The following is a 14,705-nucleotide window of genomic DNA, read 5'->3' on the forward strand; positions in this document are numbered from 1 at the left end:
TGACGAGCTCTGACCTTAATGTTTCTTACCGAAACATCCCAGTCAGCGCCCACACGAATTACTTGGTCAACTTGTTAAAGAGCTGCGAGCTTTCGCTCAATCAAGGCCGCGTATTCTACATCGAACCGCCACCTTGTCAACCGTTTATTTTTAAGTGGCTTCGCTATCCCAAAACCCTCAAAAACTCCCGGATCAAAATCCGTCAAAGTGGCGCGCATTTTACGCTGAATCACCACCTTGTCAACCGCTATTTTGAAATCTGAAAATCAAAATACTTCATTCAAAACAATCGGTTATCTTTCGATTTCTGGTCCGCCTCTGGGGCATTCCCCTCGAAAGAGAGGCGCATTCTACAGCCATCACAGAAAGAGTCAACACCTCTTTTTCACTCATTTCGGATTTCCGAAATGAGTGAAAATTTCCTAAGGCCTGGAGACAACATTTCCTGCAGTCAGAGCACCCCTGTTGCGCTTGCGAAACGCCCACCAAACACGCGACAACAGCAACAGACCCAGCACCATCCCATACGCCACCATGACACCAATATCACTCCGCGCCTGCCACAGGAAATGAATCCAGACCAACAGCGTCAGAGGGTAAATCAACCGATGGAGGCGCACCCAGTTTTTACCCAGCCGCCTCATCATGCCCCTTGTCGACGTCACCCCCAGCGGTATCAACATCACAAAGGCCGCAAAACCCACCGTAATGTAAGGACGCTTGGCGACATCATTCAGAATATCCTGCCAACCGGCGATAAACTGGAGATAGCACAGCACGTGAAGCGACGCGTAGAAGAGGGTATAGAGCCCCAACATCCGGCGACTCCTCAGCCACAGGGGCCACCCCGTCATACGACGCAACGGCGTCATCGCCAGGGTCGCAACAAGCAACTTCAAGGCATCCAGCCCCAATGCGCGCGTTATTGTCTTACCCGGGTCAGGCCCTAACTGGCCAGTGAAAATATCCCAGACCAGCCACAAGAGCGGCGCCAACGCCAACAGAAAGATCAGCGTTTTTCCCCAAAAGACCTTATCGAAGCGACGCGCTGCCATTAAAAATACTTCCGCAAGTCCATACCCTTATACATACCCGCAACATATTCGCCATAACCGTTGAACATGCGCGTCGGTATCCAGTGAGGGCTGAACAATCCGCTCGGCAAACGTCGCTCGCGTTTCTGGCTCCAGCGAGGATGATCGACGTGGGGATTAACGTTGGAATAAAAGCCATACTCATTGGGTGCGATGGTGTTCCAGGTGGTTTCCGGCTGTTTTTCCTGAAACCGGATCTTCACGATGGACTTGATACTCTTGAACCCGTACTTCCAGGGCACAACCAACCGCAGCGGCGCACCATTCTGGTTTGGTAACACTTTTCCATAGAGCCCGACAGTAACCAGGGTAAGCTGATTCATCGCCTCGTCCATCCGCAATCCCTCGCGATAGGGCCAGGGAATCTGACTGAACAGCGAGCTCTGCCCCGGCATATGCTTGGGATCGTACAACGTCTCAAAGGCAACATACTTGGCTCGCGAATTCGGCTCAAACCGCTTCAGTAAATCCGATAATGGAAAACCGACCCAGGGAATAACCATCGACCAGGCTTCGACACACCTATGGCGATAGATGCGCTCCTCCAGGGCATAGGGCTTGACGAGATCTTCCAACCCCAGCGTGCCAGGCTTATCGCATTCACCCTCGACAGCAATACTCCAGGGACGCGTCGGAAGGCTTCCTGCGTATTTCGCTGGATCAGTCTTATCGGTGCCGAATTCATAGAAATTATTGTAGGAGGTGACATCCTCAAAGGGCGTCTCCTTCTCATCGGTGCTTAGGCGCGTATTTTTCGAAAAGACCAGATCGCCGGCAGGCGGCAGCTCTGCCGCCTTCGCAAAAGATATCGGCATTGCCAGCGTTGCTGCGCCGGCAATAGTTCCTTGCATGAAACGTCGACGATTCAGAAAGACTGCTTCCGGCGTAACAGCAGATTCCGGAAGTTGCCAGGCGGGATTCTTCTTGATGAGCATGCGGTACACCTCTCCGTCTCAACCAATTTCATAGCGTATACGCTGGTTAGACACGGAGAGATGTCGGTTGTTACAGCTCCAAAAGCATCTTATGGAGACCGGCGCCTCGCCTTCCGCATCAGAAACCTCAAAGGACCGGATAACGTATAGACAAGGAAGATGGCAAAAAGTACGGTCGCAGGGTCCTGAGCGACCACCACAAAAGCCAGCACCACAATCAAAATGGCCGCAAATGGCACCCGGCCTTTCAAATCCAGATCTTTAAAGCTGTAGTACAGGATATTACTAACCATCAGAATGCCGACACCAGCCACAACGACTACTGTCAGCGCCGACAACCATCGGGAGGGTTCATCGGCATGAAAACACCAGACCAGACCACCCACGATCGCCGCGGCAGATGGACTGGGCAACCCAACGAAAAAGCGCTTATCGACCGAGCCGATCTGCGTATTGAAACGCGCTAGACGCAAGGCTGCCCCCGCGACATAGATAAAGGTAATGGCCCAACCGAATTTCCCCAGCCCATTAAGGGACCAGAAAAAAGCAACCAACCCCGGCGCCACACCAAATGCCACCATGTCGGCCAGACTGTCATATTCGGCGCCGAACTTACTTTGCGTATTGGTCAGACGCGCAACCCGCCCATCTAAACCATCCAGGATCATAGATACAAAAATAGCGATCGCCGCGTTTTCATATACACCGTTAGCCGCGGCTACGATGGCGTAAAAACCGGAAAACAGGGATGCCGTCGTGAACAGGTTGGGTAACAGGTAAATCCCACGTCGACGCACCTTTGCGCCACCCACTACCTCTTCTTCGATGACCTCGGCACCAGCCACCTCATCGGCTTCCCGCATTTCGCCTTCACTGGCCACTTCCGCCTTATCTTTGTCCGTCATGCAACCTACCTGTAGGGTCGACCCAAGAGAACTGTCTGGCGATTATAACTGATACCGGGCCATCACCGCCCTCCCCCTGACAGATACCCACAAAAAACGCGACCCGTAGGTCGCGTTTCCAGACAATCAGCGCACGTCTTAGTTGCGACTCTTGTCGACCAGCTTGTTTTGCTGGATCCAGGGCATCATCGAACGCAGCTTCTCACCCACCTGCTCGATCTGGTGCTCCTGAGCAATACGGCGCTTGGCCTTGAGGGTTGCCTGGCCAGACTGGTTTTCCAGGATGAATTCGCGCGCGAACTCACCCGTCTGGATTTCCTTCAGGCAGCGGCGCATTTCTTCCTTGGTTTCCTCGGTCACGATACGCGGACCACGCGTTACGTCACCGTATTCGGCCGTATTGGAGATCGAATAACGCATGTTGGCGATACCGCCCTCATACATCAGGTCAACAATCAGCTTGAGCTCATGCAGACATTCGAAGTACGCCATTTCCGGTGCGTAACCCGCTTCAACCAGCGTTTCGAAACCAGCCTGAACCAACGCGGAAGCACCACCACACAGGACAACCTGCTCGCCGAACAGATCTGTCTCCGTCTCTTCACGGAAGGTCGTCTGAATGATGCCTGCGCGGCCACCGCCGTTCGCGGAGCAGTAGGACAGAGCAACATCACGCGCCTGGCCAGTGGCATCCTGATGGATGGCGATCAACGACGGCACGCCGCTGCCTGCAACGTACTGACTACGAACGGTGTGGCCCGGCCCCTTGGGCGCGATCATGATGATGTCGAGATCCTTGCGCGGCTCGATTTGGCTGAAATGGATATTAAAGCCATGAGCAAAGGCCAACGCAGCGCCTTCTTTCAGGTTCGGCTCAACCTGAGTGTAATAGATATGGCGCTGATGCTCGTCCGGCGCCAGGATCATAACAACATCGGCACCCTTGACCGCCTCTTCAACCTCAGCCACCTGAATGCCGGCATTCTCGGCCTTGGCCCAGGAGCTGGAGCCTTTGCGCAGACCAACAACCAGGTTCTTAACGCCAGAGTCTTTCAGGTTGTTCGCATGGGCGTGACCTTGGGAGCCGTAGCCCACGATGGCAACTTTCTTGCCCTGGATGATGGAAAGGTCACAGTCCTTATCGTAAAAAACTTGCATGTGTTTCCCCTATTGGCTTTGCCCTGACGGGCATTCACTGTATGTAGTTTGGTGTCGCCGCGATCAGATGCTCAGCACCTTTTCGCCGCGCGCAATTCCCGACACGCCCGAACGCACAACTTCCAGGACAGCGGTAGCGCCAATGGCCTGAATGAAAGCATCCAGTTTGTCACTGTCGCCCGTCAACTGCACGGTATAGACCGTGCTGGTGACATCCACGATCTGGCCTCGAAAGATGTCCACCGTGCGCTTGATTTCAGCACGTTGGGCACCGGTTGCCTTGAGCTTGATCAGCATCAGCTCACGCTCGATGTGAGCACCCTCGGTCAGGTCCACCAGCTTGACCACCTCAATCAACTTGTTGAGCTGCTTGGTGATCTGCTCGATGACCTTATCAGAGCCCGATGTGGTCACCGTCAGGCGGGACAGCGTTTCGTCCTCGGTCGGAGCAACCGTCAGGGTTTCGATGTTGTAGTTACGCTGGGAGAACAGTCCCACCACACGCGACAGCGCACCCGGTTCGTTTTCCAGCAACACAGATATGATGCGACGCATGGTGATCAGACCCTCTCCGTTTTACTCAGCCACATGTCCTTCATGGAGCCGCGCGCTACCTGCATCGGGTACACGTGCTCGTAGGGGTCCACGTAGATGTCCAGGAAAACCAGTTTGTCCTTCATGGCGAAGGCCTTTTCGAGCATGGGCTCGAGGTCCTCGATACGCTCGATCTTCATACCGACATGACCATAGGCCTCGGCCAGCTTGACGAAGTCCGGTAGCGATTTCATGTAGGAATGGGAATGACGGGACTCGTAGTTCATGTCCTGCCATTGCCGCACCATACCGAGGGACTGGTTATTGAGGTTCACGATCTTGACCGGGAGGTCGTACTGCTTACAGGTCGACAGCTCCTGGATATTCATCTGGATACTGCCTTCCCCCGTCACACAGACGACGTCCTCATCCGGGAAATTCAGCTTCACACCCATTGCCGCCGGAAAACCGAACCCCATGGTGCCGAGGCCTCCGGAGTTGATCCAGCGGTTGGGCTTATCGAACTTGTAATACTGGGCCGCAAACATCTGGTGCTGGCCGACATCGGACGTCACAAACGCCTTGCCACCGGTCACCTTGTACAGGGCTTCGATCACCTGCTGCGGTTTGAGCAGCTTTTCGCCAGTCTCATAACGCATGCCATGGAAGGCTCGCCATTCGCCGATCTGCTTCCACCAGGCATTCAAGGCATCCTGATCCGGCTTGCCTTTGCTTTCCTTCAGCAGGGCGATCATTTCCTTGAGCACCGAATCGACCGGCCCCACGATGGGCACGTCCGCATCGATAGTCTTGGATATCGACGCTGGATCGATGTCTACATGCACGATACGCGCACCCGGGCAGAACTTCTCGGTGGCGTTGGTCACGCGATCGTCAAACCGGGCACCAATGGCCAGAATAAGATCTGCATGGTGCATAACCATATTGGCTTCATAACTACCGTGCATGCCGAGCATACCCAGGAACTGACGATCAGTACCCGGGAACGCGCCCAGCCCCATCAGGGTGCTGGTCACCGGAAAGTTCAGGTTATGCGCCAGTTCCTTAAGTTCTGCGGAAGCGCCACCAAGAACGACACCGCCACCGGAGTAGATCACCGGACGCCGGGCCGCCAGCAACATGTCCACGGCCTTCTTGATCTGACCAGCATGACCGCGCACAGCCGGATTATAGGAACGCAGTTTGACCTTCCTTGGGAAGGCGTACTCATAACGCTCGTTCGGTGTTGTCATATCCTTAGGGATATCGACCACCACCGGACCCGGACGACCGGACGCCGCGATGTAATAGGCCTTTTTCAGCACTTCCGGAATTTCTTCCGGATGACGGATCGTCATATTGTGCTTAACGACAGGACGCGAGACACCGATCATGTCCGTTTCCTGGAACGCATCCTCGCCAATCAGCGTCGATGCCACCTGGCCACACAGAATGACCATCGGAATCGAGTCCATGAAGGCGGTAGCGATACCGGTAACGGTGTTGGTTGCCCCCGGACCGGAAGTTACCAGGACCGTGCCCGGTTTACCGGTAGCCCGCGCATAGCCATCTGCCATATGAACGGCAGCTTGCTCGTGGCGAACCAGGATATGTTTGACTTTGTCCTGACGAAACAGCGCATCATAAATATGCAGCGCAGCCCCACCCGGATAGCCATAGATGTATTCGATGCCCTCATCCTGCAGGAAGCGGACAATCATGTCGGCGCCAGACAATAGCTCCACGACTAACTACCCTCTCATGAGTGAAATATTTCGTGATGTTGCGTTCTGCCCGGATTCCATTAAACGGCTTCTTGTGGATGCCGCAAGGGTCCTGTGCGCCACACCTGACGATGAGAGATTGTCTCCTGGCAAAATGGCCTCCCGAGGGTGACGGAGGACATTCGCAACTTCGGTCATAGGAACCGAGCGCCCCATCGATAAGACGGGGAAGAGCATTCAGTGTGGTAACAACGGGGGATACTGCTCGGGGTTGCCTGCCGTATTAGCCCCTGTTTTCAGGCAATCGGTAATTCTGACACCGCAAAAATCCGTGTCAATAGCGAAGGCGTTCAAAGTCGGGCACAGACGACATTTCAGGGGACCCGAATTTGGTCTAGTCTAAAAAGGGAATGAGGATTTCGACGCCTTAATATCTGCAAAGTGCTGCCATGAACATCGCGCAACCTTTGGATAGGATGCGGCTTTTAGCCATATCCACGAACGAGTGATCAGGAAACCAGAGTAGACGTTATGAAATTACGTGTTGGGATTGCCGGATTGGCTCTAAGCCTGCTGGCCAATGTTGCGTTTGCCGGAGCTGTCTATGTTTGGACCGTCAATGGCGTCAAACACTATAGCGACCAGAAACCCGACGGGGTGAAGGCTGAACAATTGCAGGTCATGACCGGCAGCGCCGTTACCGACAACGGCACGCCGACAAATGATCAGCCCCCTGCGGCCAACGCTACGGACGCGGCAAATACACCGCAAAACGCTGAAGCACAGAAGCAAAAGGCAGAGCAGGAAAAAATCCGCCAGGAAAACTGTGCCGCCGCCAAGCGTAACCTGGACGTACTGAATACCTACAGCCGAATTAAAGTGACCGAAGGCGGCAAAACCCGCTATCTCACGCCAGAAGAAGTCGCCACCAAGAAGCAGCAGTTCGAGAAGCTGGAAAAGGAATATTGCGGTACGCCCGCCGCTTCTCAGTAACCCGATCGCAGCCGTAAAAAAAAGGCCGGAAAGCTTCGCTTCCCGGCCTTTTGCTTTCGCGGAACCTCCTTCAGGCCAGCTTCACCCTACCGGCAGGTCCTTCAGGGGTCATGGTTAATGGGAGAAGGCGATCAGATCGCCCTGCACATCAGCGTGGATCGTATCCCCAGAGCGGAACTCACCGTTCAGGATCTGCTGCGCCAGCGGATTCTCGATCAGGCGCTGAATCGCGCGCTTGAGCGGCCGGGCACCATAGACCGGGTCGTACCCGACACTGGCCAGTTTATTCATGGCCGCTTCAGTCAGCTCCAGGCGCATGTTCTGGTCCGCCAGACGCTTGTTGACCAATTGCAGTTGGATGCGGGCAATTCCCTGGATCTGGTCGGAGCCCAACGGATGGAAGACTACCACCTCGTCGACACGGTTGATAAACTCCGGCCGGAAATGGGTTCCCACAACATCCATGACAGCGCTCTTCATCTCCTCATACTGCCCTTCGCCCGACATCGTCTGGATAACATCTGACCCCAGGTTTGACGTCATGACGATAACCGTATTGCGGAAATCCACGGTCCGCCCCTGGCCATCCGTCAAACGCCCATCGTCCAACACTTGCAGCAGCACATTGAAGACGTCCGGGTGCGCTTTCTCCACCTCATCCAGCAACAACACCGAATAGGGGCGCCGACGCACAGCTTCTGTCAGATAGCCGCCCTCTTCATAGCCAACATAGCCCGGAGGCGCGCCAATCAGGCGGGCCACGGAATGCTTCTCCATGAACTCTGACATATCGATACGCACCATCGCTTCTTCGGTGTCGAACAGGAACGATGCCAGCGACTTACAGAGTTCGGTCTTGCCTACACCGGTCGGCCCCAGGAACAGGAAAGACCCATTCGGCCGGTTCGGGTCTGACAAGCCTGCCCGCGACCGTCGTACCGCGTCAGCCACCGCCTTGACAGCTTCGTCCTGACCGATAACCCGATGATGCAGTTCATCCTCCATGCGCAGGAGTTTCTCCCGCTCGCCTTCCAGCATTTTGGAGACGGGGATACCGGTCCACTTGGAGACCACTTCCGCGATTTCCTCGTCGGTGACGCGGTTGCGCAGGAGCTTCATTTCCATCATTTCAGCCTGACTGGCCATATCCAATTGCCGTTCCAGCTCGGGAATCCGGCCGTACTGCAACTCAGACATCCGCCCCAGGTCACCAGCACGGCGGGCGTTCTCCAGCTCGATACGGGCCTGCTCCAGATCGCTCTTGATCTTCTGCGAACCGTGCAGCGCGGCCTTCTCTGTGTTCCAAACCTCCTCAAGATCGGCATACTCACGCTCGACCTTGCCGATCACATCATCCAGCTCTGACAGCCGCTGACGGGAGGCCGCATCGGTTTCCTTCTTCAACGCCTCTCGTTCGATTTTCAACTGGATCAGGCGACGCTCGAGACGGTCGAGGGCTTCCGGCTTGGAATCCATTTCCATACGGATCTGGCTAGCCGCCTCATCGACCAGATCGATCGCCTTATCCGGCAGCTGCCGGTCAGTGATATAGCGATGGGACAGCTTGGCTGCCGCGATGATGGCACCGTCAGTCACTTCAACCCCGTGGTGCACCTCATAACGCTCTTTCAGGCCACGCAGGATCGCAATGGTGTCCTCTTCGCTGGGTTCGTTGACGAAGACTTTCTGGAACCGGCGCTCCAGCGCCGCATCCTTTTCGATATATTCCCGATATTCGTCGAGTGTCGTCGCACCGACGCAATGCAGTTCACCACGGGCCAGTGCCGGCTTCAACATGTTGCCGGCATCCATCGAGCCTTCCGCCTTACCGGCGCCGACCATGGTGTGTATCTCGTCGATGAACAGAATGATCTGTCCTTCCTGCTTGGACAGCTCATTCAGAACCGCCTTCAGACGCTCCTCGAACTCGCCGCGGAACTTGGCTCCGGCAATCAGCGATCCCATATCCAGCGAGAGGACCTTCTTGTCCTTCAATCCATCGGGCACTTCGCCATTGACGATCCGCTGCGCCAACCCCTCGACAATAGCGGTCTTACCCACGCCGGGCTCGCCGATCAATACCGGGTTATTCTTGCGGCGACGTTGCAGGACCTGAATGGTCCGACGAATTTCGTCGTCACGACCGATCACCGGATCGAGCTTGCCTTCCTCTGCCCGCGCCGTCAGGTCGATGGTGTACTTGGACAGGGCCTGGCGATTTTCTTCCGCCCCCGGATCGTTGACCGAATCACCGCCACGCACTTGATCGATGGCAGCCTCCAGCGCTTTCGGCTGAACGCCAGCCTCGCGCAGCAGGCGGCCCAATGCGCCTTTATCCTCTGCCGCAGCCAGCAGAATCAGCTCACTGGAAATAAACTGATCTTTACGCTTTTGCGCCAGCTTGTCGGCCACATTGAATAGGCGCCCCAGCTCGTTCGACATATGAACTTCGCCAGGCGTCCCCTGCACTTGCGGCAGTGTGTCGATTTCCTTGGCAAGCGCCTGCCGGAAACGGGCCGCATCAGCACCCGCCTGTTGCAGCAGAGAGCGAACAGCACTCCCTTCCTGATCCAGTAGCGCCTGCATCAGGTGTAATGGTTCAATAAAATTGTTGTCTTTGCCGACCGCCAGGGACTGAGCGTCGGCCAAAGCCATTTGCAAGCGACTGGTCAGCTTGTCGATTCGCATGATCAATATCCTCGAAAACAGTGTCGGCTGGGGCAAAGCCGCATTGTGGCGATTAACGCCTAATAACTTGCCTTTAAATGTAAGGGCATGCGGAGGGAGTTCAAGCGTCACGCCATGAGGAATGCTGCGTATTTGTCGAGGATCAAGAATATGAAGGGCTTAACGGCTCGCCAGCCAGATCAGGGATGCCATACGCCCGGTTTCACCGTCACGACGATAGGAAAAGAAGCGGTCGGCATCGGTGACGGTACAATCACTGCCGCCGAACACCCGAACAACACCCAGGCGCCCCAATCGGCGACGGGCAAGGCCATATATATCCGCCAGATAGCACCCCTCCCGGGAAGGGCTCGGCAGAAAGCAGGCATCAGCCCCCAGATCGCCGGCGACGAATGCCGCACGCACTTCCGGCCCCACCTCGAAGTGCCGGGGGCCAATCGCAGGCCCCAGGTAAGCCATCACCTGATCTTCCGCCTCGAAGCTGGCCACAGCACTTTCCAGTACGCCGGCCGCCAGCCCTCGCCACCCGGCATGCGCAGCGGCCACCTGTGTCCCCTGCTGGTTACAGAGCAGAACCGGCAGACAATCCGCGGTCAGCACCGCACAAACAATCCCCTCCTGCCGAGTTGTCGCCGCATCCGCTGTAATGGGAGCCTCGTCGTACGGCAGCTCCACCACCTCGACACCATGCACCTGATTCAACCAGGCTATGTCAGGCGCACCGATGATCTGCAACAGGCGTCGCCGGTTTTCGCCGACAGCCACGGGGTCGTCATGCACATGTGCGCCCAAGTTAAACGTATCCCAGGGCGGCAGGCTTACTCCACCCTGACGTGTGGTAATCAGCGCCTTGACATTATCCGGAGCGGGCCAGTCCGGATAGATCAGGGGAATGCTCACGCGCCACCATCCCAGGCATCGTCAAAGGCCGCCAGTGTCGCAAGGAGTTGAACCATATCGTCTGGCAGAGGCGACTCCCAACTCATCGGCTCGCCCGTGGCGGGATGATCAAGCTTCAGCCGCCTGGCGTGCAATGCCTGCCGCGGGAATTCGCTGAGCGCGCGCTGCAGCGTTTCTGTCGTTCCCGGCGGCAACCGCATTCGCCCCCCATACACAGGATCACCGACCAGGGGATGACGGATATGCGCCATATGCACACGAATCTGATGGGTCCGCCCCGTCTCGAGCTGACACAATATGTGGGTATGTCCCCGAAATCGCTTGATCAGCCGATAATGCGTCACCGCAGGTTTGCCGCCTGCGACGACCGCCATTTTCTGACGCTGCTGCGGGTGCCGGCCAATGGGCTGATTCACCGTTCCGCCGCCGGTCAGCTCTCCGGTCACGACCGCTTCATATTCGCGCCCCATCGTGCGCTCCTGCAGTTGAGAGACCAGCGACGTGTGCGCTTCCAGGCTGCGCGCCACCACCATCAGGCCTGTCGTATCCTTATCCAGGCGATGTACCACACCGGCACGCGGCAGGCGATCGAGCTCCGGCGCATAGTGCAACAGCGCATTTACCAAGGTCCCGGCGGCATGGCCCGCGGCCGGATGTACCACCAGGCCCGCAGGTTTATCGATCACGATAAGGTCTTCGTCCTCGTACACGACCTGCAGACGGATGGGCTCCGCCTCCCAGCGACTCTGCCCTTCGACGACAGCCGCCACGACGATGCGGTCTTCGATCTGCACCTTGTCTCGTGGCTTGCGTGACTGACCGTTAACGGTCAGTTGTCCGGACTTGATCCAGCCCTGGATGCGGGCCCGGGAATGCTCGGGCATCAAGTCTGCAGCCGCCTGATCGAGCCGGCGTTCAGCCAGCTCGGGGGGAACCACAAACTCCGCATTAATCTGTTCAGTCGTCATGTCAATCCTCTGAGCGGCACCACTTCGATCATTACAGGGTACCAACAATCATCATTCACCCCTGCACAGGAGCCTTGCGGGTCGCTACAATGTCGGCCGGTCCACGAATCGCGGGCGGCATTGCGACTGCCCATCAGTTTACGTTGTTTCCGATCGTTTTCCGGCGATCGTCAACAGGCATTATACGGGAATCGGGCATGAGAACAGTTAGACTCGGCGTACTGGCCCTGCTTTGCGGACTTCTGGCCGCCTGTGCGTCAGGCCCTATCAAGGTGCTGCCGGAAAAAACCTATTACACTCAGGCAAAACAGGCGCTGGATTCCGGTAACTTCAAGGAAAGCATCAAGAACCTTGAGGATCTGGAAACATACTACCCCTTCGGACGCTATGCCGAGCAGGCCCAACTGGACCTGATCTACGCCCGCTACCAAAACCTGGACCTGGAAGGCGCGCGCTCCGCTGCCGAGCGGTTCCTGCGCCTACACCCGCAGAGTCCCCATGCGGACTATGCCTTGTACATGAAGGGGATGGCCTCGTACAACCTGGATTACAGCCTGGCTGAACAATATTTCCCGGTCGATGTCGGTGCGCGCGACCCAGGACAGCAACGGGAAGCCTTTAGGGATTTCTCACAACTGCTCAACCGCTACCCCGACAGCGAATATGCAGCTGACGCCCGCAAGCGGATGGAGGCTATTCGAAACCGTTTGGCCCAACTGGAGCTGGAGGCAGCGCGTTACTATATCAAGCGGCAGGCTTATGTCGCTGCATCAAACCGCGCCAGTTATATCCTTGAGAATTACCCGCATGCACCGGCGCTGGAGCAGGCACTGCCGATACTGATCGAAACGGACCGCAAACTCGGTATGAAAGATGCTGCAGATCACGCCGTTTCGTTGCTGGCGCTGAACTTTCCGCACAGCCGATGGCTCGATAAGAACGGCCACTATGTCACTCATGTCATCAAGCCGGAGAACCGCTCTCTGCTGAGCGTTGTCACTTTTGGCCTGCTGGGCGACAAAAAGGACGACACGCAAAACGATCAGTAGTCCTTGCTTGCCGTCCGGCCCCCAAAAGTGCCGGACGGCGCATTCCCTTACTCTCCCAAACGCCACCCGTTCGTGATCGGATAACGTCGATCCTTGCCGAAACCGCGCTCACTGATACGGACACCAATCGGCGCCTGACGCCGCTTGTACTCATTGATATCCACCAGGCGAATCACCCGCTCCACATCCTTCCGCTCGAAGCCTTCCGCAACGATGGCATCCGCACTGTAATCGCGCTCGATATAGAGGTTGAGGATCTGATCCAGGGTGTCATAGTCCGGCAAACTGTCCTGATCCTTCTGATCGGGCGCCAACTCAGCCGATGGCGGCCTGTCGATCACGCGTTGGGGAATCACCGGGCCAAGGCTATTGCGGTAGTCCGACAGTCGGTAAACCAGCGTCTTGGGAACATCTTTGAGCACGTCGAATCCGCCGGCCATATCGCCATACAGTGTTGAGTAACCGACAGCCATTTCGCTCTTGTTACCGGTCGTGAGAACCAGCGCCCGGAACTTGTTCGACAAGCTCATCAAGAGTACGCCCCGCAACCTCGCCTGCAGGTTCTCTTCCGTCGTATCCGGTGCCAGGCCTGCAAAGGGTTGTGCCAGCGTCGCCATGAAGGCGTCGTACATGGGCTCAATGGAAAATACGTCGTAGCGAACCCCCAGGGCCTCGGCTTCGGCGCGAGCATCCTCGATACTCATACTGGAGGTATAGCGGAACGGCATCATAACCGCATGAACCCGCTCCGGCCCCAGCGCATCGACAGCAATGGCGAGGGTCAGGGCCGAATCGATACCGCCGGATAAGCCCAACACCGTCGTCTTGAAGCCGTTTTTGTTGACGTAATCCCGTACACCGAGCACCAGGGCCCGGTAAACGCTTTCCTCCTCGGACATCGGCGCCGGCAACGGATGTGAGACCGGCTGGCAGTGGCGCTCGCAATTGAACGTCACGGGAACCAACGCCTCCTCGAAGCTGGGAGCCTGAACCGCCAGCGTGCCCGAGTGGTCATATGCCATTGAGCCGCCGTCGAAAATCAATTCATCCTGACCGCCCACCAGGTTCACGTAGACAATGGCTATCGCATTGTCCCTGGACCGCCGCTCAAGCAACGCCTGGCGGGTCGCCAGCTTACCCGAGGCGTATGGAGAGGCATTGATATTGAGGACCAGCGTCGCACCTTCTGCCGCGGCCGCCTCTACGGGTCCCTCTCGCCAGATATCCTCACACACCGTTAACGCGACCCGGACGCCGCGCAGGTCGGCAATAACCGTTTCATGACCTTCAGAGAAGTAACGTTTCTCGTCAAAAACCTGATAATTGGGCAGATGCTGCTTGCGGTACACGGTGGAAACCTGCCCATCATCAATGATGGCCGCCACATTGTAGAGCACCCCCTGATCCCACAGCGGATAGCCCACGACCAGCGCCGCCGTCAAACGGGCATCCGCCAGCTTGCTCAATGCCTTTTCGACACGAATCGACAGGCTGGGACGTAGCAGCAGGTCTTCCGGTGGATAACCGGTCAACGACAACTCCGGGAAGACGACCACATCCGCCTGATGCTCTTCGATGGAACGTTGAGCCGCCTCCAATATCTTGTCGGTATTGCCCGGAATATCGCCAACCAGTAGATTCAACTGCGCCATTACAACGCGCAAGGGAGTGGGCATCGTCCTCATTCTCCTATCAACGAACTTCGCAGCCTTCAGAGCTGCGGCGGCAGCGCGTATTTTACACGTCTTAAGGACCAT

13 protein-coding genes are annotated in these 14,705 nt (G+C 56.6%); 3 read left to right on the top strand and 10 right to left on the bottom strand.

Annotated features, from left to right (window positions below):
• On the top strand, window positions 1-263 hold a 263-nt coding region (locus CLR77_RS20375; RefSeq protein WP_227520003.1), incomplete at its 5' end, for a hypothetical protein.
• 159 nt (window positions 264-422) lie between these two features.
• Here the strand turns inward: CLR77_RS20375 and CLR77_RS18775 are convergent.
• From CLR77_RS18775 to CLR77_RS18800, 6 genes are all read right to left on the bottom strand, one after another.
• Window positions 423-1,055 (bottom strand): protein-methionine-sulfoxide reductase heme-binding subunit MsrQ, encoded by a 633-nt coding sequence (locus CLR77_RS18775; RefSeq protein ID WP_097462255.1) that lies wholly within the window; start codon window positions 1,053-1,055, stop codon window positions 423-425.
• Entirely contained in the window at window positions 1,055-2,029 is a 975-nt protein-coding gene (gene msrP / locus CLR77_RS18780) for a protein-methionine-sulfoxide reductase catalytic subunit MsrP (protein ID WP_097462256.1), read from the bottom strand. Before msrP ends, CLR77_RS18775 begins: the two co-directional genes overlap by 1 nt.
• A gap of 89 nt (window positions 2,030-2,118) precedes the next feature.
• Window positions 2,119-2,934: a CDP-diacylglycerol--serine O-phosphatidyltransferase gene (gene pssA, locus CLR77_RS18785; protein WP_097462257.1), complete on the bottom strand. Its 816-nt coding sequence runs from the start codon at window positions 2,932-2,934 to the stop codon at window positions 2,119-2,121.
• A 138-nt stretch (window positions 2,935-3,072) separates the two neighbouring features.
• The gene (gene ilvC / locus CLR77_RS18790) at window positions 3,073-4,092 is read right to left on the bottom strand and encodes a ketol-acid reductoisomerase (protein ID WP_097462258.1); all 1,020 of its coding nucleotides are present in this window, start codon (window positions 4,090-4,092) and stop codon (window positions 3,073-3,075) included.
• A gap of 63 nt (window positions 4,093-4,155) precedes the next feature.
• Window positions 4,156-4,647 carry an acetolactate synthase small subunit gene (gene ilvN / locus CLR77_RS18795; RefSeq protein WP_097462259.1) on the bottom strand — a complete coding sequence of 164 codons (492 nt, stop codon included), beginning with the start codon at window positions 4,645-4,647 and terminating at the stop codon, window positions 4,156-4,158.
• Window positions 4,648-4,652: 5 nt separating this feature from the next.
• Window positions 4,653-6,371, bottom strand: coding sequence for an acetolactate synthase 3 large subunit (locus tag CLR77_RS18800; RefSeq protein WP_097462260.1), 1,719 nt, complete (start codon window positions 6,369-6,371; stop codon window positions 4,653-4,655).
• A 510-nt stretch (window positions 6,372-6,881) separates the two neighbouring features.
• Here CLR77_RS18800 and CLR77_RS18805 point away from each other — a divergent pair.
• Complete coding sequence (locus tag CLR77_RS18805) at window positions 6,882-7,343, top strand: DUF4124 domain-containing protein (RefSeq protein ID WP_097462261.1); 462 nt, start codon at window positions 6,882-6,884, stop codon at window positions 7,341-7,343.
• 114 nt (window positions 7,344-7,457) lie between these two features.
• On the opposite strand, the gene clpB is transcribed toward CLR77_RS18805, so the two are convergent.
• The 3 genes from clpB to rluD all read right to left on the bottom strand — a co-directional run bounded on the left by clpB (window position 7,458) and on the right by rluD (window position 11,899).
• Complete coding sequence (gene clpB, locus CLR77_RS18810; RefSeq protein ID WP_097462262.1) at window positions 7,458-10,031, bottom strand: ATP-dependent chaperone ClpB; 2,574 nt, start codon at window positions 10,029-10,031, stop codon at window positions 7,458-7,460.
• 159 nt (window positions 10,032-10,190) lie between these two features.
• Entirely contained in the window at window positions 10,191-10,931 is a 741-nt protein-coding gene (gene pgeF, locus CLR77_RS18815) for a peptidoglycan editing factor PgeF (RefSeq protein WP_097462263.1), read from the bottom strand.
• Entirely contained in the window at window positions 10,928-11,899 is a 972-nt protein-coding gene (rluD, locus tag CLR77_RS18820; RefSeq protein ID WP_097462264.1) for a 23S rRNA pseudouridine(1911/1915/1917) synthase RluD, read from the bottom strand. The genes pgeF and rluD overlap by 4 nt, the downstream gene beginning before the upstream one ends.
• 197 nt (window positions 11,900-12,096) lie before the next feature.
• On the opposite strand from rluD, the gene CLR77_RS18825 reads away from it, so the two are divergent.
• The gene (locus CLR77_RS18825) at window positions 12,097-12,948 is read left to right on the top strand and encodes an outer membrane protein assembly factor BamD (RefSeq protein ID WP_097462404.1); all 852 of its coding nucleotides are present in this window, start codon (window positions 12,097-12,099) and stop codon (window positions 12,946-12,948) included.
• Between the two features lie 47 nt (window positions 12,949-12,995).
• Here CLR77_RS18825 and CLR77_RS18830 read toward each other — a convergent pair whose 3' ends face one another.
• Window positions 12,996-14,624 carry an NAD+ synthase gene (locus CLR77_RS18830; protein ID WP_198962835.1) on the bottom strand — a complete coding sequence of 543 codons (1,629 nt, stop codon included), beginning with the start codon at window positions 14,622-14,624 and terminating at the stop codon, window positions 12,996-12,998.
• Window positions 14,625-14,705: the final 81 nt, after the last annotated feature.

Source organism: Mangrovitalea sediminis (genome assembly GCF_002514725.1).
GTDB classification, from domain to species: Bacteria; Pseudomonadota; Gammaproteobacteria; order Pseudomonadales; family Oleiphilaceae; genus Mangrovitalea; species Mangrovitalea sediminis.